The 17,191-nt window shown below is 59.7% G+C and carries 16 protein-coding genes, 1 pseudogene and 1 riboswitch; of the genes and pseudogenes, 7 read left to right on the top strand and 10 right to left on the bottom strand.

Annotated features, from left to right (window positions below):
- Positions 1-9: 9 nt before the first annotated feature.
- Positions 10-621, bottom strand: a complete 612-nt coding sequence (gene cobO / locus NL116_RS08985; protein ID WP_494376865.1) for a cob(I)yrinic acid a,c-diamide adenosyltransferase — start codon at positions 619-621, stop codon at positions 10-12.
- 81 nt (positions 622-702) lie between these two features.
- Positions 703-936, bottom strand: a riboswitch (cobalamin riboswitch).
- A 154-nt stretch (positions 937-1,090) separates the two neighbouring features.
- On the opposite strand from cobO, the gene NL116_RS08980 reads away from it, so the two are divergent.
- Together NL116_RS08980 and NL116_RS08975 are read left to right on the top strand one after the other, a co-directional pair.
- Positions 1,091-1,675 (top strand): hypothetical protein, encoded by a 585-nt coding sequence (locus NL116_RS08980; protein WP_494376864.1) that lies wholly within the window; start codon positions 1,091-1,093, stop codon positions 1,673-1,675.
- A 68-nt stretch (positions 1,676-1,743) separates the two neighbouring features.
- Positions 1,744-3,057 (top strand): PQQ-dependent sugar dehydrogenase, encoded by a 1,314-nt coding sequence (locus NL116_RS08975; RefSeq protein ID WP_494376863.1) that lies wholly within the window; start codon positions 1,744-1,746, stop codon positions 3,055-3,057.
- Positions 3,058-3,081: 24 nt separating this feature from the next.
- Here NL116_RS08975 and NL116_RS08970 read toward each other — a convergent pair whose 3' ends face one another.
- The 5 genes from NL116_RS08970 to NL116_RS08950 form a co-directional block, all read right to left on the bottom strand.
- Positions 3,082-3,618, bottom strand: coding sequence for a C40 family peptidase (locus tag NL116_RS08970; protein ID WP_027922436.1), 537 nt, complete (start codon positions 3,616-3,618; stop codon positions 3,082-3,084).
- Positions 3,619-3,783: 165 nt separating this feature from the next.
- A complete protein-coding gene (locus NL116_RS08965) occupies positions 3,784-4,410 on the bottom strand; it encodes a C40 family peptidase (protein ID WP_494376862.1) in 627 nt (208 codons plus the stop codon).
- Positions 4,411-4,623: 213 nt separating this feature from the next.
- On the bottom strand, positions 4,624-5,328 hold the full coding sequence (gene hda, locus NL116_RS08960; protein ID WP_010456804.1) for a DnaA regulatory inactivator Hda: 705 nt from the start codon (positions 5,326-5,328) through the stop codon (positions 4,624-4,626).
- Between the two features lie 229 nt (positions 5,329-5,557).
- Positions 5,558-6,631 carry an AI-2E family transporter gene (locus NL116_RS08955; RefSeq protein ID WP_494376861.1) on the bottom strand — a complete coding sequence of 358 codons (1,074 nt, stop codon included), beginning with the start codon at positions 6,629-6,631 and terminating at the stop codon, positions 5,558-5,560.
- Between the two features lie 38 nt (positions 6,632-6,669).
- Positions 6,670-7,731 (bottom strand): DUF2066 domain-containing protein, encoded by a 1,062-nt coding sequence (locus NL116_RS08950; RefSeq protein WP_494376860.1) that lies wholly within the window; start codon positions 7,729-7,731, stop codon positions 6,670-6,672.
- Between the two features lie 382 nt (positions 7,732-8,113).
- Between NL116_RS08950 and purM the strand changes: the two genes are divergently transcribed.
- From purM to NL116_RS08935, 3 genes are read left to right on the top strand one after another with little or no spacing between them, the layout of a single operon-like run.
- A complete protein-coding gene (purM, locus tag NL116_RS08945; RefSeq protein ID WP_010456810.1) occupies positions 8,114-9,172 on the top strand; it encodes a phosphoribosylformylglycinamidine cyclo-ligase in 1,059 nt (352 codons plus the stop codon).
- The gene (gene purN / locus NL116_RS08940; RefSeq protein WP_494376859.1) at positions 9,172-9,822 is read left to right on the top strand and encodes a phosphoribosylglycinamide formyltransferase; all 651 of its coding nucleotides are present in this window, start codon (positions 9,172-9,174) and stop codon (positions 9,820-9,822) included. The genes purM and purN overlap by 1 nt, the downstream gene beginning before the upstream one ends.
- A gap of 8 nt (positions 9,823-9,830) precedes the next feature.
- Positions 9,831-10,544, top strand: coding sequence for a DUF3108 domain-containing protein (locus tag NL116_RS08935; RefSeq protein ID WP_494376858.1), 714 nt, complete (start codon positions 9,831-9,833; stop codon positions 10,542-10,544).
- A 65-nt stretch (positions 10,545-10,609) separates the two neighbouring features.
- Here NL116_RS08935 and NL116_RS08930 read toward each other — a convergent pair whose 3' ends face one another.
- Together NL116_RS08930 and NL116_RS08925 are read right to left on the bottom strand one after the other, a co-directional pair.
- The gene (locus tag NL116_RS08930) at positions 10,610-11,785 is read right to left on the bottom strand and encodes a trans-sulfuration enzyme family protein (RefSeq protein WP_494376857.1); all 1,176 of its coding nucleotides are present in this window, start codon (positions 11,783-11,785) and stop codon (positions 10,610-10,612) included.
- Positions 11,782-13,158 (bottom strand): pyridoxal-phosphate dependent enzyme, encoded by a 1,377-nt coding sequence (locus tag NL116_RS08925; protein WP_494376856.1) that lies wholly within the window; start codon positions 13,156-13,158, stop codon positions 11,782-11,784. Before NL116_RS08925 ends, NL116_RS08930 begins: the two co-directional genes overlap by 4 nt.
- A 260-nt stretch (positions 13,159-13,418) precedes the next feature.
- On the opposite strand from NL116_RS08925, the gene NL116_RS08920 reads away from it, so the two are divergent.
- Together NL116_RS08920 and NL116_RS08915 are read left to right on the top strand one after the other, a co-directional pair.
- Entirely contained in the window at positions 13,419-13,835 is a 417-nt protein-coding gene (locus NL116_RS08920; RefSeq protein WP_494376855.1) for an OsmC family protein, read from the top strand.
- A gap of 61 nt (positions 13,836-13,896) precedes the next feature.
- A complete protein-coding gene (locus NL116_RS08915) occupies positions 13,897-14,757 on the top strand; it encodes a pirin family protein (protein ID WP_494376854.1) in 861 nt (286 codons plus the stop codon).
- A gap of 46 nt (positions 14,758-14,803) precedes the next feature.
- On the opposite strand, the pseudogene NL116_RS08910 reads toward NL116_RS08915, so the two are convergent.
- Positions 14,804-15,146, bottom strand: a pseudogene (locus NL116_RS08910) (dienelactone hydrolase family protein); the annotation flags it as partial.
- 75 nt (positions 15,147-15,221) lie between these two features.
- Entirely contained in the window at positions 15,222-17,126 is a 1,905-nt protein-coding gene (gene htpG / locus NL116_RS08905) for a molecular chaperone HtpG (RefSeq protein WP_494376853.1), read from the bottom strand.
- Positions 17,127-17,191 lie beyond the last annotated feature (65 nt).

Raw genomic sequence — 17,191 nt, 5'->3', positions numbered from 1 at the left:
ACGTAGTATTCACAGCTCGACGCCTTTTTGCGCTTTGATCCCGGCCTGGAATGCGTGCTTGATCACGCCCATGTCGGTGACAGTGTCGGCGAGTTCGATCATTTCCGGCCTGGCGCCGCGACCGGTCACTACCACGTGCTGCATCGGCGGACGCGCCTGCAAATCACTGAGCACCTGATCGAGGTCGAGGTAGCCGTGCTTGAGTGCGATGTTCAGTTCATCCAGCACCACCAGACCGATGGACGGATCGCTGAGCAATTCACGGGACACCGCCCAAGCGGCTTCGGCGGCGGCAATGTCACGCTGGCGGTCCTGGGTTTCCCAGGTGAAGCCCTCGCCCATGACGTGGAAACGCACTTGCTCCGGGAAGCGACGGAAGAACAGCTCTTCGCCGGTGCTGTTACGGCCCTTGATGAACTGCACCACACCGCACTGCATGCCGTGGCCCATTGAGCGGGCGAGCATGCCGAACGCCGAACTGCTTTTGCCTTTGCCGTTGCCGGTCAGCACCAGCAACAAGCCGCACTCGTTCGGGGAATTGGCAATGCGTTCGTCGATCACGGCTTTTTTGCGCAGCATGCGCGCCAAATGGCGTTCGTCACGATCTGGGGTATCGGTCATAGGGAGCTCTCCGTTGAGGCTGGATAACGGCGGGCGGGGCACAAGAATAGACGGCAAGAAGCCTGGCATCGCCCACCGTGATGCCGTTGGATGAATCAGGCCGGTCTCCGGGCTCATGAGCGGCGTTGGCCGGACTGCGCGCCTTCCCATGTCGACAACAGACACAGTGGCTCAAGGCGCAGTTTTCACTCATTTACCGTTGCGGGGGCAGCGCCGGGATCGTGACGCTTCGTCGCTTGACGATGGTCACTCACCGGCTTCCCTGTTTCACTCTGTCGGCCACTGCCACAGAGCACCTGAAACAAGCCGCGAAGGTTAGAGGGTTGGGGGTGGAGCGTCAAATAAAGACAAAGCCCCGGCGAGCGATATACTGCCGCCGCTCGATTTACTGACGCCAACTTGCACCGCACGGCCAGCAGTGATATCAAAGAGCCACAAACCCAACAACACAATTACAAGGGTGAGCAACATGCAAGGCATGATTATCAGCAATCCGAAGCTGGAATTCCTGCGACCGGTGCTGGAACGCTGGTTTGACTGTATCGACCGCTACAACTCGGTTCGCGGCGATAACGAAGCGCCTTACTGGCATGACGAAAAGGCTAACCTCGGCCTGCTCAATGCCGCTGCGTGGATGGCGGAAATGGTCACACTGCAAGCCACAACGACACGCAAACAGCACGAAGAAGGCGAGCGCAACGCCCGCGCTGACCTGTTTATCGCCACCGCCGAAGAGCGTGCTTATTTTCAGGCCACTCAACGCTGGCCCAAGGTCAACAGCCTGAACCTGACGCAGGCACTGCAAGACATCACCAGCGACGCCAAACGCATCAGCTACGCCAGCGACCTGAAACTCGGCTGCCTGTTCGTGGCTCCGCAAAAAGCCCAGCAGAGCGCTACCCCTGAAGAACTTCAGGACATGGTCGACGACCTGCAAAAGGAACACTGCTGCGCCGTCGCCTGGTATTTCCCTTACGCCTACCGCAAGTTGCGCAATGAAGCCGGCAACTATCACCCCGGTATCGCGGTGTTGCTCAAGGAAGCTCGCGGCTGATCCATTGAACCATCGCTGCGTATATCTTCTCTATGATTTAAGACACCGCCTTCATAGGGAAGACCCGCATGCGCAAGCCCCCGCTCATACTCGTCATCGTGCTCGCCGGAGGGCTTGCCGCCTGTGGTGAAACCTCCAGCCTGCAAGTCTCCGACGGCACCGGTCCGTCACCCAAGCTGCCCGAACCGAATAAAACCCTGATCCCTACGGTGAACATCGCCCCGGCGATCGGCTGGCCGGCCGGCGCGAAACCCACCGCGGCTGCCGGCACCCAAGTGGCGGCCTTCGCTGAAGGCCTTGATCACCCTCGCTGGCTCTACGTACTGCCCAACGGTGATTTGCTGGTGGCCGAAACCAACGCGCCGCCCAAGCCCGATGACGCCAAAGGCATTCGTGGCTGGGTTATGAAGAAAACCATGAGCCGCGCCGGCGCCGGCGTGCCCAGCCCGAATCGCATCACACTACTGCGAGACAAGGACCACGACGGCATCGCCGAAACCCGTACGGTGTTCCTGGAAAATCTCAATTCGCCGTTCGGCATGACGCTGGTCGGCAATGACCTGTACGTGGCCGACACCGACCGCTTGCTGCGTTTTCACTATGAAAACGGTGATACCGCGATCAAATCGCCACCGATCAAAGTGGTCGATCTGCCGGGGGGCACGCTGAATCATCACTGGACCAAAAACGTCATCGCCAGCAAGGACGGCAGCAAGCTGTACGTCACAGTGGGCTCAAACAGCAACGCCGGTGAAAACGGTCTGGACAAGGAAGAAGGCCGCGCGGCGATCTGGGAAGTGGACCGCGCCACCGGTAATCACCGGATATTTGCCTCAGGGATTCGCAATCCCAACGGCCTGGCTTGGGAGCCTCAAAGCGGCGCGCTGTGGACGGCTGTCAATGAGCGGGACGAAATCGGCAGCGACCTGGTGCCGGACTACATCACGTCGGTCAAGGACGGGGCGTTCTACGGTTGGCCCTTCAGCTATTACGGCCAGCACGTCGACATTCGGGTTGAACCGCAAAACCCGGATCTGGTGGCCAAGGCCATTGCGCCGGACTATGCGGTCGGCCCGCACACCGCTTCGTTGGGCCTCACGTTCGCTGAAGGCAACACCTTGCCCGCGCAGTTCAAGGAAGGGGCGTTCATCGGCCAGCACGGCTCATGGAACCGAAACCCGCACAGCGGTTACAAAGTGATTTTCGTACCCTTCACGGGCGGCAAACCGACCGGGCAACCGGTGGATGTGCTGACTGGATTCCTCAATAAAGACGAGGACGCCATGGGCCGGCCGGTGGGCGTGGTGATCGATCAGCAAGGTGGCTTGCTGGTGGCGGATGATGTCGGCAATAAAGTCTGGCGCGTGTCCGCAACCAAATAACCGCAACCCCCTGTAGAAGTGTGACTAGGGATTGCGCGCCAGGTGCTCAGGCTGCAGAACGCGCTTGGCGCTCAGGTACGCTTTCTGCCAGTACGCCTTGGACAGGCTGTCGAGCTTCACCGTGCCGCCCGTGGCGGGCGCGTGAACGAAGCGTCCTTCGCCGACGTAAATCCCGGCATGGCTGACTTGCGAGCCGCCATTGGTGGCGAAGAAAATCAGGTCACCGGTCTGCAAACCTTCCTTGCCTACATTGGCCGCTTGCATGCTGATCATTTCGCGTGTGGTGCGCGGCAGGGAAATGCCGGCAGCATCCCGGTAGACGTAGCCGATCAGGCCACTGCAATCGAACCCTGAGTCAGGTGTATTGCCGCCCCAGCGGTAAGGCGTGCCCACAAGCCCCAACGCACGAAACAGCACCTCTTCGGCCTCGGGGGAGAATGCTTGAGAAGAACCAAAGACGATGGGAGCACGAACAACCGGCGCAGGAGGCGGTGTGCGGCTGGCGCAGGCGCTGAGCAGCGCTGCGAAGAACATAAGTGCGAGGCGGGCCGACATCGTCATAAGCAGAACATCCTGATCTGGCTGCGGCTATTTCTGCCGGGGAGACAGAAAAGAAAACCGCCTGCGTTGGACGCAGGCGGTTTGCCATCAATATTAGATCAGGATTCTAGCGGCTACGCGGCAAACTTCAAGTAAGACTTTAACTTCGCCTTACAAACTGTACGTTTACTTGCGAGCGGTGACCACGGTCGGGGCCATCGCGAGGGCGCGCTTGGCCTCGATGAAGGTCTTGTTCCAGTAGCTATCGCCCAGGCTATCGACCCGGACACCACCACTTTTGCGGCTACTGGAGTGGATGAACTGGTTGTCACCCAGGTAGATCCCGGCGTGACTGACGCGACCGCGACGACCGTTGGTGGCGAAGAACAGCAGATCACCGGGCTTCAGCGCGCTGCGAGCGACCAGAGGTGCGTTCACGTTGATCATTTCGCGAGTGGAGCGCGGCAGGTTCATGCCCGCTTCTTCACGGAACAGGTAGCCGATGAAACCACTGCAATCGAAACCGGCTTCAGAGGTGCCGCCGAACCGGTAACGGGTACCGATCAGGGACATGCCACGTTCGAGAATGCTGTCGGCCAGAACCGGAAGCTGGTACGACTTGCCGTCGGCAAAGTCAGCCAGTTCTTTATCGGTGGCCAGCTCTTCCTGGAAAAGAACGGAAGAGGATTGCGCGGTAACTGAATTTTTAACCTGCTGCTGTTGCTCTTGCTGGGACACTGGAGAGTGAGCAGCGCAACCGAACAACAGGGTGACGAGTGCGAGAGGCACGAGGGGTGCGAAGCGCTTTAGCATGGGCACGACCGTGGCTGATAGTTGTAAAGAAGTAGAGACTATGCCCGCTATCATCCTCATTTGCAAATTCAATCGAACTTTATGTGACTTATCGGTTTCTCGTTAACATCTAAGCGCTTAAGCCCCTTTTAAACGCTTACGCAGCCTGCAACCTTGTAGGAAAGCGCAGTTTCTGGCGCCTGAAATACGCCGAAACCCCGCCAGGCCTTGGCTTCACCAGCCTAGCGTTTCTTTCAGGAAGGGGATGGTCAGCTTGCGCTGAGCTTGAAGAGAGGCCTGATCGAGACGTTCCAGCAGCTCAAACAGCGCGCTCATACTGCGAGTACCGCGAGTCAAAATAAAATGCCCGACTTCATCGGTCAGGTGCAGACCACGACGCGAAGCACGCAATTGCAAGGCACGCAATTTGTCTTCGTCGGAGAGCGGACGCATTTGAAAGATCAGGGCCAGGGTCAAGCGCGACTTCAAGTCCGCCAGCTTCACCGGCAGTTCGCGCGGCGAGGTCGACGCGGCGATCAGCAGGCGCCGCCCGCTATCGCGCAGGCGATTGAACAGATGGAACAGCGCCTCTTCCCAATCCGCCCGGCCGGCAACCGCCTGCAAATCATCCAGGCAGACCAGTTCGTATTGTTCGAGGTTATCAAGAATCGAGATACCGCGATCCAGCAGTTCGGCCAATGGCAGATACACTGCTGGCTCCCCCAACTGCTCGAAGCGCAGGCAGGCCGCCTGCAATAAGTGCGTACGCCCTACCCCGTCCTTGCCCCAGAGATAAATCAGGCTTTCAGTCCACCCAGCGTCGGCTTCGCATAGCCGCTCGACATAGCCGAGTGCAGCGGCATTGGCGCCTGGGTAGTAATTGATAAAGGTAGCGTCATCACGCAGACGCACACCTAGGGGCAGCTGAATCGGTTTCATGCTGACTGAACAGTTCCAAAGGAACCGTTAGTGGCCTCTGTGTAAAGTTTGCGAAGTTTATACCCGTGACGCTGGCCGCACAATGCGACAGACCACAAGCAAATCAAAGGTTTGCGTTAACGCACTGGTTTTATGACAGTTTTGTTGGCGGTGCATGTGACAGCCACGCGAGGAACGCCAGCCAACCCGGCGATGATCCGGGTTGGCCGCGACGACCGCTCAACAGCCCTTACAGCTGCGGCTCGTCCTCGCCGCTGTACATCTCAGAATCTTTATACAAATCATGTACATGGCGCACCAGCACCATAATCACCGCCGCCACTGGCAACGCCAGCAAAATACCGGTGAAACCGAACAGCTCGCCGCCCGCCAGAATGGCGAAAATCACTGCCACCGGGTGCAGACCGATTCGGTCCCCGACCAACAATGGCGTCAACACCATACCTTCCAGTGCCTGCCCGACCATGAACACCGCGACAATGCCCAACATCGGATAAAGGTCACCATGGAACTGGAACAGACCGGCGATCAACGCCGCACCAATCCCGATGACAAAACCCATGTACGGCACGATCGCGGCCAAACCGGCGATCAGACCGATCAATAGCCCCAACTCCAGCCCCACCAGCATCAGGCCAGACGCGTAGATCACGCCCAGCGCCACCATCACCAGCAATTGACCACGCACAAACGCACCGAGCACTTCATGACATTCACCGGCGAGCTCGACCACGCGCTCTTCGCGATCACGTGGCAGCAGGCTGCGAATCTTCGCCACCATCAGGTCCCAGTCCCGCAGCAGGTAAAAACTCACCACCGGGATCAACACCAGATTGGCCAGCCAGCCAATCAACGCAAGACCGGACGCCGTGGCCTGACTTAACACTACACCGACAATGTCGGTGGTCTGGCCCACGTGCTCGCTGATCGCGGCCTTGAGCTTGTCGAACTTCCAGAAGCCCTCCGACAAACCGAATTTTGACTGCGCCCACGGCAATGCCGTGTGCTGTAACCAGTCGAGCATTTGCGGTGCCAGCTCATACAAGCGAAACAACTGCCGGGCCAACAACGGCACCAACACCAGCAGCAGCGTGGTGAAAATCAGGGTGAACAACGCGAACACCGCCACCACGCCCCATGTCCTTGAAAGCCCGAGTTTCTCCAGCCGATCCACCAGAGGATCGAACAGATAGGCCAGCAGCAGCGCCACCAGAAATGGCGTCAGGATAGGATGCAGCAGCCAGACAAACGCGCAGAGCAGAACCACTCCACCCAACCAGAACCAACGGCGCGTATCGGCCATGTACCACTCCATATGCATCTATATAAAGAAAGAAAACCTTACCAGCGGAATCGCAACTGCGGCGTCGGTGCCGCGGCCGGTGCTGCAGCAGGCGCCGAACCTTGCCCAACCGGCTGAACCGGGGCGACGGGCGCCGTGCCTTCACCGGCCGGCACTTCCTGCAACCTGGCCAGGGACAACTGCGAGCGCAGCTGCTCGGCGCTCCCATTCACCCTGTAAAGGATGCGATCACCGTCAACACGTTGCAGGCGCGCGCCAAACGGGTCGAGCAAGCGCCCCAGCGCCGCGTAGCGTTCCAGGTTCATGCCCTGCACTTCCAGCAATTGCTCGCCCGAAGCCCCTGCCTTGACGACAAACCGCGGCGCCAGTCGCTCGCTGACCGCGAGCATCACCGCATCGGCCACCGCAGCCTGATCCGCGCCTTGCACGCTGCCGGCTTCCTTCTTGTCGCCCAGCCACAAATTCCACTTCGCCTGCCACTGGCCACCCTCCTCCTTGGCATGCACCGCGAGCAAGGCGTCAGCGTTGTAACGTTCCGAGGCATTGTGCAGTGGCGTCGCATCCACACCTTCAAGCGTCGGCGCTGTCGCCACCAACTGCTCACTCAAATCCGCCAGCGGCAAACGCAACGGCAAACCACGATGCTGCGCCGCACGCCGCAATGGCGCAGCACTGGCCTGGCCATCGCCCACCAGGTTCGAACCTTCGGTGGAGTCGTTCAGCCACCAGCCGAGGATCGAAGGCCGATTCGCGCCCCACAACGACAGCCCCGCACGGCGCAACGTCTGCTCGGTGGTGGCCGGATCGAAATCGACCTTCAACACTTCCGGCGGCCCGGCATCAAAGCCGTATTGACTGATGATCTGCTGGGGATCCTTGCGCAACGCCGCCAATCCCGGGCTCTGCGCTGCCTTTGGATCGCCGGTCAGGCGCAGCACCAGCGTGTCCAGCGCGCGCTGGGTCGCCTGGTCACGCTCCTCGGTCGACTGACTGGTGACAGGCTCGCGCACCTGATAAAGACCTTTGACGTTCTCGGCATGGCTCGCGAGGCTGAAAAGGGAAAAACAGCTCAGATACAAAAATTTAGAAAGAAAACGCATGGAAGATTCCTGACGACAAGAGCGGCTGGAACAGACCGCATGAAGACGCTCGAACAGGGCTGTGACCACATCCCTGTGCAAAACATTCACACGGCCGCGATAAGTTTTCGCGCTGTCATAACGATAGACGGTTAATCGGGATACCTTATACAGCCATGCCACACGGCGCTAACACGCTCAATCTCAATTTTTTTTATAGGATATGCCCCTGCTGTCGGCCTGAGGATGGCCGCTGCCCCTCAAGCCTGATAAAATCGCGCGCCTTCGCAGACCGGCAACAGCCGGGCGGCTCGAATTTCGCGTGAGGCAATCGCCCGCGTCGAATTCGGCGTCCCCGCTGGACTCGGTCGTTACCCCTGAATCCCCCCTAAAGGCCTGGATCATGAGCAAGCAACCCTCCCTGAGCTACAAGGACGCCGGTGTAGACATCGACGCCGGTGAAGCATTGGTCGAACGCATCAAGAGCGTCGCCAAGCGCACTGCGCGCCCGGAAGTCATGGGCGGCCTGGGCGGTTTCGGCGCCCTCTGCGAAATCCCGGCTGGCTACAAGCAGCCTGTGCTGGTTTCCGGCACCGACGGCGTGGGCACCAAGCTGCGCCTGGCGCTGAACCTGAACAAGCACGACAGCATCGGCATCGACCTGGTGGCCATGTGCGTGAATGACCTGGTGGTCTGCGGTGCCGAGCCGCTGTTCTTCCTCGACTACTACGCCACCGGCAAACTCAACGTCGAAACCGCGACCCAGGTCGTGACCGGCATCGGTGCAGGCTGCGAACTGTCCGGCTGCTCCCTGGTCGGCGGCGAAACCGCTGAAATGCCTGGCATGTACGAAGGCGAAGACTACGACCTGGCCGGCTTCTGCGTCGGCGTCGTGGAAAAATCCGAAATCATCGACGGTTCGAAAGTCGCTGCCGGCGATGCCCTGCTCGCCCTGCCGTCTTCCGGCCCGCACTCAAACGGCTACTCGCTGATCCGCAAGATCATCGAAGTGTCCGGTGCCGACATCGAAAACATCCAGCTCGACGGCAAACCACTGACCGACCTGCTGATGGCCCCGACCCGCATCTACGTGAAGCCGCTGCTCAAGCTGATCAAGGACACCGGCGCGGTCAAGGCCATGGCCCACATCACCGGTGGTGGCCTGCTGGACAACATCCCGCGCGTTCTGCCAAAAGGCGCTCAAGCGGTGGTTGACGTGGCAAGCTGGACTCGCCCGGCCGTATTCGACTGGCTGCAAGAGAAAGGCAACGTCGACGAAAACGAAATGCACCGTGTGCTGAACTGCGGCGTCGGCATGGTTATCTGCGTGGCTCAAGAGCATGTTGAAACCGCTCTGAACGTTCTGCGTGAAGCCGGCGAGCAGCCTTGGGTCATCGGTCAGATCGCCACCGCTGCCGAAGGCGCGGCTCAGGTTGAACTGAAGAACCTCAAGGCTCATTAATGTCCGCTCCCTGTGATGTCGTGGTGCTGCTCTCCGGCACCGGCAGTAACTTGCAGGCCTTGATCGACAGCACGCGGACCGGCAACAGCCCGGTCCGTATCGCTGCGGTGATTTCCAACCGCGCCGACGCCTACGGCCTGCAACGCGCCAGGGAGGCGGGTATCGACACCCGATCCCTGGATCACAAGGCTTTCGAAGGCCGCGAGGCCTTTGATGCTGCGCTGATCGAGCTGATCGACGCCTTCAACCCCAAACTCGTGGTACTGGCCGGTTTCATGCGCATTCTCAGCGCTGACTTCGTGCGCCACTACGCGGGTCGCCTGCTGAATATCCATCCTTCGCTGCTACCCAAATACAAAGGGTTACACACTCATCAGCGCGCGCTGGAGGCCGGTGACACCGAGCACGGCTGCTCCGTCCACTTCGTCACCGAGGAACTCGATGGCGGACCACTGGTCGTACAGGCAGTAATACCGGTAGAGTTGCACGATTCGCCGCAGAGTCTGGCGCAGCGAGTCCATGCCCAGGAACACCTGATCTACCCGCTGGCTGTTCGCTGGTTTGCCGAAGGTCGTTTATCCCTCGGTGAACAAGGTGCTTTACTGGATGGGAAGTTACTCGCGGCCAGCGGCCACTTGATTCGAAACTAGGAGATATTATGCGTCGCGCCCTGCTCTTCGCTTGCGCTCTGTTTGCCCTGCCCTTTGCGCAGGCAGCGGACCTTCAACCCTTCTCCGCCAGCTACACCGCCGACTGGAAACAACTGCCCATGAGCGGCACGGCTGAACGCAGCCTGAGCCAACAAGCCAATGGCGTCTGGAAGCTCAGCTTCAAGGCGTCGATGATGATCGCCAGCCTGACTGAAGAAAGCACCCTGACGCTGGACAAGAACACCCTGTTGCCTCAGTCCTACCTCTTTGAACGTAGCGGCCTGGGCAAAGCCAAGAAGTCGAATCTGGATTTCGACTGGACCACCAAGATGGTCACTGGCATGGATCGCGGTGACCCGGTCAAGGTCCCGCTAAACACCGGCATGGTCGACAAATCCACTTATCAACTGGCTTTGCAGCGCGACGTCGCCGCCGGCAAAAAAAGCATGAGCTATCAGGTAGTCGACGGCAATGACGTCGATACCTACGATTTCCGCGTGCTGGCCTCGGAAAAGGTCGAGACCAAGGCGGGCAACATCGATGCGATCAAGGTCGAGCGCGTGCGTGACCCGACACAAAACAAGCGCACCACCGTCCTGTGGTTCGCCAAGGACTGGGATTACCTGCTGGTCCGTCTGCAACAGGTTGAAACCGACGGCAAGGAGTACAACATCATGCTCCTCGACGGTACGGTCAACGGTAAATCTGTCAAAGGCAGCTGATACGCGATCGACAGAAAAATCCGGAATCCGCCAAGGGTTCCGGATTTTTTTTGCCTGCCTGAAAGTCAGATCCGCGCCAGCGCCTGCGCCAGATCGGCGCGCAGGTCAGCAACATCCTCAACCCCCACCGACAATCGCACCAGCGCATCGCCAATGCCGAGCTCGGCACGGGTATCGGCGGGGATCGTGGCATGGGTCATGATCGCCGGGTGCTCGATCAGGCTTTCCACCCCGCCCAGACTCTCCGCCAGCGCAAAGATCCGCACCCCCTCCAGAAAGCGCTTGGCGCCTGCCAGGTCGGTGTTCAGATCGAGAGAAATCATCCCGCCAAAACCGCGCATCTGCTGCCGCGCCAGTTCGTGCTGCGGATGTGACGGCAATCCCGGGTAGTAGACCCGCGAGACCTGCGGCTGCTGTTCCAGCCATTGCGCCAGCGCCAATGCGTTGCTGCAGTGACGCTCCATGCGCAATGCCAGGGTCTTCACACCGCGCAGGGTGAGGAAGGCGTCAAACGGCCCGGCGATGGCGCCTACCGCGTTTTGCAGAAAGCCCAGCCGTTCGGCCAACGCCGCATTCTGCCCAACCACCGCGATACCGCCAATCACGTCGGAGTGACCGTTCAAATACTTGGTGCTCGAGTGCACCACGACATCGAAGCCCAGCTCCAGCGGACGCTGGATCCACGGGCTGGCGAAGGTGTTGTCGGCCACGCAAATGATCCCGCGCTGACGGCAAATGCGCGCGATGGCAGCGAGGTCCGTGAGGCGCAGCAACGGATTGCTCGGCGTCTCGACGCAGACCATGCGGGTGTCGTCTTGCAGCGCCGCCTCGAAGGCCGACAGGTCCGTCAGGTCAACGAAACTGAAGCGATGCCCGGCGCTGCGCCGACGCACCTTGTCGAACAGACGGAACGTGCCTCCATATAAATCATTGCCCGAGACGATATGCGAATCGGCATCAAGCAGCTCAAGCACCGTGGAAATAGCCGCCAGCCCGGACGCAAACGCGAACGCCTGGGTGCCGCCTTCAAGATCCGCCACGCAACGCTCCAGCGCAAAGCGCGTCGGGTTATGCGAGCGCCCGTAGTCGAGGCCTTTGTGCACGCCCGGACTTTGCTGCAAATAGGTGGAGTTGGCGTAAATCGGCGGCATCAACGCGCCGGTGGAAGGGTCCGGCACCTGCCCGGCATGGATCACGCGAGTGGCAAAGCCATGGGGCGCAGCATCTGTATCGTGACTCATGTCAGGGATCTCCGTAAATGATTGAGTAGGTCGACGCGGGTAATCAGGCCATGGAAGCCTGAGGCATCGGCAATGATCGCCACCAGACCACGATCGAGTTCTGCCTGCAGCTCAGCCAGGCTGGCAGCGGCCGGCAGGGTTTGCAGTTTGTCGGTCATCGCGCTGGCCACGGTCAAGCGAAAATGCGACGCGTCCTGGTGCACCCGCAGCAGTATGTCGGACTCATCGATCACCCCGACCAGCCGCTGGCCGTCTACCAGCACCGGCAGTTGCGACACGTCAGTCAGACGCATGCGCTGGAACGCAGTCAGCAGCGTGTCGTCCGGACCGACGCTGATCACCCGGCCATCCTCGAAACGGCGCGAGATCAGGTCGCGAAGATCACCGTAGCGCTTGTATTGCAGCAGGCCCTGATCCTTCATCCACTGATCGTTGTAGACCTTCGACAGGTAGCGGGTGCCGGTATCGCAGACAAAACTCACGACCCGTTTCGGCTCGGTTTGCTCGCGACAATAACGCAGCGCCGCCGCCAACAAGGTGCCGGTCGACGAACCGCCGAGGATGCCCTCGGCGCGCAGCAGCTGGCGGGCATGATCGAAGCTTTCTTCGTCGCTGATCGAATACGCGTGGCGCACGCTGGACAGGTCGGCAATTGAGGGAATGAAGTCCTCGCCAATGCCTTCCACCGCCCATGAACCGGGCGTTCCGAGGGTGCCACTGCGGCTGTATTCGGCCATTACCGAGCCGACCGGGTCGGCCAGCACCATCGCCAGGTTCGGCTGCACGCGCTTGAAAAACCGGGTCAAACCGGTCAGCGTCCCGGCCGAACCGACACCGACGACGATGGCATCGACATCATGCTGGGTTTGCGCCCAGATCTCCGGCGCCGTGCTGCATTCGTGGGCCAGCGGGTTGGCCGGATTGTTGAATTGATCAGCAAAAAAGGCGTCGGGAATTTCCTTGGCCAGCCGCGCGGCGACGTCCTGGTAGTACTCGGGATGCCCCTTGCCGACATCGGAGCGGGTGATGTGTACCTCGGCGCCCATCGCCTTGAGGTGCAGGACTTTCTCGGTGGACATCTTGTCGGGCACCACCAACACCACGCGATACCCCTTGGCCCGGCCGACCAGCGCAAGGCCCAGACCGGTGTTGCCGGCCGTGGCCTCAACGATGGTGCCGCCGGGTTGCAGGCGACCGTCGCGCTCGGCGGCGTCGATCATCGCCAGACCGATGCGGTCCTTGATCGAACCGCCGGGGTTTTGTGATTCAAGCTTGAGGAACAGTGTGCACGGGCCGGTATCGAAGCGGCTGACACGCACCAGTGGCGTGTTGCCGATGAGTTCGAGTACGGCGGGGCGGGAGTCGTTTGGCATGTCTTCACCTTGCTATGGTTTTCGCACTGGATGGACACAAGCCTGTGGCGCGTCATTATGTGATGGTCGCAGGCAATACCTCGCTTGGACCATAGGCCGCGATTGCGTCATTCGCAACCGCGCACGGCCGGCCGGTAACCCGGTCTCCAACCCGCGACCGAGGATGACCCGCAAGAAAGTGGAACGCGCCCGCAGAGGAATGCTCTATAACTTCAAGGTCTTTTTTGACCCAACGACTTTTCCAGCCTGGGAGGCTTTCCATGACCGTTACCGTCAATACCGTTTCCGCCGAAGGTTTTCGCCACAGCGTTCAAATCGATGAACACGAACTGTTTGCCGACGTGACGACCGCTTCCGGCGGCGAAGGCTCGGCGCCAGAACCCCACGATTATTTCGATGCGGCCCTGGGGGCGTGCAAAGCCTTGACCTTGAAGATGTACGCCAAGAAAAAGGACATCCCGCTGACCGGTGTCACCGTCGAGGTCAAACGCGACAACAGCGAAGAGCAAAAAGGCAAATACGCCCTGCACGTCAAACTGACCCTCAAGGGTGTACTGACCGATGCGCAGCGCGATGAATTGCACCGTGTCGCTGACCGCTGCCCGGTTCACAAACTGATGACCACCACCGACGTCAGCATCGAAACCCACCTGTCCGAAGGCGCGTTCAGCCAATAGCGGCAACGGCAGCGCAAGCGGGTTATGCTCCCTGCATCACCCGCTCAGCCTGGAATGCAACATGAACACTCCGCTCGTGATCCGCCCCCGCGCCGAAGAGGTTGAAGGCCAGCCGATTCTTCGCCCGTTGCCGTCCGCCAAGTGCCGCAGTGTCGGGCCCTTCGTGTTTTTCGACCACATGCTGCCAACCCGTTATCCGGCGGGCAAAGGCATGAACATTCGTCAGCATCCGCACATCGGCCTGTCGACCCTCACCTATCTGTTTGAAGGGCAAATCCAGCACAAGGACAGCCTCGGTTCCGATCAGGTGGTCAATGCCGGTGATGTCAGCTGGATGACCGCCGGCAGGGCGATTGCCCACGTCGAGCGCACACCCGAGGCGTTGAAAGACAGCGGCTTTACGATGCACGGCTTGCAGATCTGGCTGGCCTCGCCCAAAGAGCATGAACAGGGGCCTGGGTCCTACAGCCATCATCCGGCGAGCACCTTGCCGGTCAGCGATAACCTTGGGGTGAAGATCCGGATGATTGCCGGGTCAGGCTTTTGCCTGGAATCGCCGGTGCCGGTGCTTTCTCCTACGTTGTACGCCGAATTGAACCTGCAAACGGCGACCACGCTGCTGATCCCCACCGAGCATGAAGAACGTGCCCTGTATGTCTTGAGTGGTGAAGCGCAGCTGGATGGCGAGGCGCTGGAATTGAATTCGCTGGTGGTGTTGCCGGCGGGAGAAGAGATGACGCTTTTTGCCGAGAGCGACTGTCACGCCGTGTTGTTTGGCGGCGCACCTATGGACGGGCCTCGGCGGATCAACTGGAATTTTGTCGCGAGTGATCCGGCGGTTATCGATGACGCCCGGCGGCGCTGGGCGGCCGGGGATTGGCCGACGGTGCCAGGGGAAAGTGAGCGGATTGAATTGCCTTGAGCTCTCCTGATCGTTCCCACTCCGCGTGGGAACGATCGTGTGTCGATCAGCCTTTAAACACCTCATCCAGCAAATTGTGCATCGACGTAAACGCCCGCGCCGCAATCTTCGCGTCATCCATCATCATGCCTGGCACATTGGCTTGGATCGTTGAAGGAATGCACCGCCTTGCCGTAGCTCAGCAATTGCCAGCCCACGCCCGCCGCGTTCATTTCCGCTTCGAAAGCCGGCAGTTGCTCTTTAGGTACCAACGGATCCGCCGCACCGTGCAGAACCAACACCGAGCCCTTGATGTGTTTGGCGTCCGCCTGATCAGGTGAATCCAGCGGGCCGTGGAACGACACTGCCGCTTTCAACGGCGCACCCGTGCGGGCCAAGTCCAGTGCGCAGGCTCATGATTCACTCCTGCTTAAAAACACCAGAATGAAAAAAACCCGCCGAAGCGGGTTTTTTTTACAACGCAGTTAAACCGACAGTTCAACCAGCAGCTTGTTCAGACGGCGCACATACGCCGCCGGGTCCTTCAAGCTGTCACCGGCAGCCAGTGCCGCCTGATCGAAGAGAATGTGCGACAGGTCGCCGAAGCGCTCTTCGCTCTGCTCGTTGTCGAGCTTCTCGATCAGCGGGTGAGCCGGGTTGAATTCGAAGATCGGCTTCGACTCCGGAACCTTCTGACCGCTGGCTTCGAGGATCTGACGCATCTGCAGGCCCAGGTCCTGCTCGCCGATCGCCAGAATCGCCGGGGAGTCGGTCAGACGGTGGGAAACCCGTACTTCAGCCACCGAGTCGCCCAGTGCAGTTTTCAGACGCTCAACCAGACCTTCTTTGGACTTGGCGACTTCTTCCGCAGCTTTCTTGTCCTCTTCCGAGTCCAGATTGCCCAGGTCCAGGTCACCGCGTGCCACGTCGACAAAGCTCTTGCCGTCGAAGTCGTTGAGGTAGCTCATCAGCCACTCGTCGATGCGATCGGTCAGCAGCAGCACTTCGATGCCTTTCTTGCGGAAGACTTCCAGGTGCGGGCTGTTTTTGACTTGTGCGTAGGTTTCGCCGGTCAGGTAGTAAATCTTGTCCTGACCTTCCTTCGCGCGAGCCAGGTATTCAGCCAGGCCAACCACCTGCTCGCCTTCCTCACCGTTGGTCGATGCGAAACGCAGCAGGCCAGCGATTTTCTCTTTGTTCGCGAAGTCTTCTGCCGGGCCTTCTTTCATGACCTGACCGAAGTTCTTCCAGAAGCTCTTGTATTGCTCAGGCTCGTTCTTCGCCAGTTTCTCCAGCATGTCCAGAACGCGCTTGGTCAGTGCCGACTTCATCGAATCGATGATCGGGTCTTTCTGCAGGATTTCTCGCGACACGTTCAGCGACAGGTCGTTGGAATCGACCACGCCTTTGATGAAGCGCAGGTACAGCGGCAGGAACGACTCGGCCTGGTCCATCACAAACACACGCTGGACGTACAGCTTCAGGCCTTTCGGCGCTTCACGCTGGTACAGGTCGAACGGAGCACGGGCCGGCACGTACAGCAGCGAGCTGTATTCGAGCTTACCTTCGACCTTGTTGTGACTCCAGCTCAGCGGGTTCTCGAAATCGTGGGCAACGTGTTTGTAGAACTCCTGGTATTCCTCGTCCTTCACTTCGGTGCGAGGACGGGTCCACAGGGCACTGGCGCGGTTGACGGTTTCCCATTCGGCGGCAGGCTGCTCTTCACCTTCGGCAGCGGCCACTTCTTTTGGCAACTCGATCGGCAGGGCGATGTGGTCGGAGTACTTCTTGATGATGTTGCGCAGACGCCAGCCATCGGCGAATTCGTCTTCACCGGACTTCAGATGCAGAACAATGCGGGTTCCGCGCTCGGCTTTTTCGACGGTGGCAACTTCGAAATCGCCTTCGCCCTTGGACGACCAATGCACGCCTTCGCTCGCCGAATCACCGGCACGACGGCTGAACACGTCGACTTTGTCGGCGACGATGAAGGCAGAGTAGAAACCCACACCAAACTGACCGATCAGGTGCGAATCTTTCTTCTGATCGCCAGACAGGTGTTTCATGAAATCGGCAGTGCCGGATTTGGCGATGGTACCCAGGTGGGTGATCGCTTCTTCACGGTTCATGCCGATGCCGTTGTCTTCGAGGGTGACGGTTTTAGCGTCCTTGTCGAAGCTCACACGGATTTTCAGTTCGGCGCCACCTTCCAGCAACTCAGGCTTGGACAGGGCTTCGAAACGTAGTTTGTCGACAGCGTCAGAGGCGTTCGAGATCAATTCGCGAAGGAATATTTCCTTGTTGGAATACAGCGAATGGATCATGAGGTGCAGCAGTTGCTTCACCTCGGTCTGGAAGCCCAGGGTTTCCTTTTGAGTTTCCACACTCATGGTCATCAAACTCCAATCAGATGGCTAAGCCGCTACCTTGAGGGTCAGCGGCGGGTTGTCATCAA

Source organism: Pseudomonas sp. FBCC-B1667, from assembly GCF_059133255.1.
This window is presented reverse-complemented; position numbering and strand designations above follow the sequence as displayed.

Bases quoted from the DNA above. Each gene is read 5' to 3' on its own strand.
- purM (WP_010456810.1), top strand. From the start codon at position 8,114: ATGAGCAAGCAACCCTCCCTGAGCTACAAGGACGCCGGTGTAGACATC.
- NL116_RS08980 (WP_494376864.1), top strand. From the start codon at position 1,091: ATGCAAGGCATGATTATCAGCAATCCGAAGCTGGAATTCCTGCGACCG.
- NL116_RS08965 (WP_494376862.1), bottom strand. From the start codon at position 4,410: ATGCTAAAGCGCTTCGCACCCCTCGTGCCTCTCGCACTCGTCACCCTG.
- NL116_RS08970 (WP_027922436.1), bottom strand. From the start codon at position 3,618: ATGACGATGTCGGCCCGCCTCGCACTTATGTTCTTCGCAGCGCTGCTC.
- hda (WP_010456804.1), bottom strand. From the start codon at position 5,328: ATGAAACCGATTCAGCTGCCCCTAGGTGTGCGTCTGCGTGATGACGCT.
- NL116_RS08920 (WP_494376855.1), top strand. From the start codon at position 13,419: ATGACCGTTACCGTCAATACCGTTTCCGCCGAAGGTTTTCGCCACAGC.
- NL116_RS08975 (WP_494376863.1), top strand. From the start codon at position 1,744: ATGCGCAAGCCCCCGCTCATACTCGTCATCGTGCTCGCCGGAGGGCTT.
- NL116_RS08915 (WP_494376854.1), top strand. From the start codon at position 13,897: ATGAACACTCCGCTCGTGATCCGCCCCCGCGCCGAAGAGGTTGAAGGC.
- NL116_RS08935 (WP_494376858.1), top strand. From the start codon at position 9,831: ATGCGTCGCGCCCTGCTCTTCGCTTGCGCTCTGTTTGCCCTGCCCTTT.
- NL116_RS08955 (WP_494376861.1), bottom strand. From the start codon at position 6,631: ATGGCCGATACGCGCCGTTGGTTCTGGTTGGGTGGAGTGGTTCTGCTC.
- NL116_RS08925 (WP_494376856.1), bottom strand. From the start codon at position 13,158: ATGCCAAACGACTCCCGCCCCGCCGTACTCGAACTCATCGGCAACACG.
- NL116_RS08950 (WP_494376860.1), bottom strand. From the start codon at position 7,731: ATGCGTTTTCTTTCTAAATTTTTGTATCTGAGCTGTTTTTCCCTTTTC.
- NL116_RS08930 (WP_494376857.1), bottom strand. From the start codon at position 11,785: ATGAGTCACGATACAGATGCTGCGCCCCATGGCTTTGCCACTCGCGTG.
- cobO (WP_494376865.1), bottom strand. From the start codon at position 621: ATGACCGATACCCCAGATCGTGACGAACGCCATTTGGCGCGCATGCTG.
- purN (WP_494376859.1), top strand. From the start codon at position 9,172: ATGTCCGCTCCCTGTGATGTCGTGGTGCTGCTCTCCGGCACCGGCAGT.
- htpG (WP_494376853.1), bottom strand. From the start codon at position 17,126: ATGAGTGTGGAAACTCAAAAGGAAACCCTGGGCTTCCAGACCGAGGTG.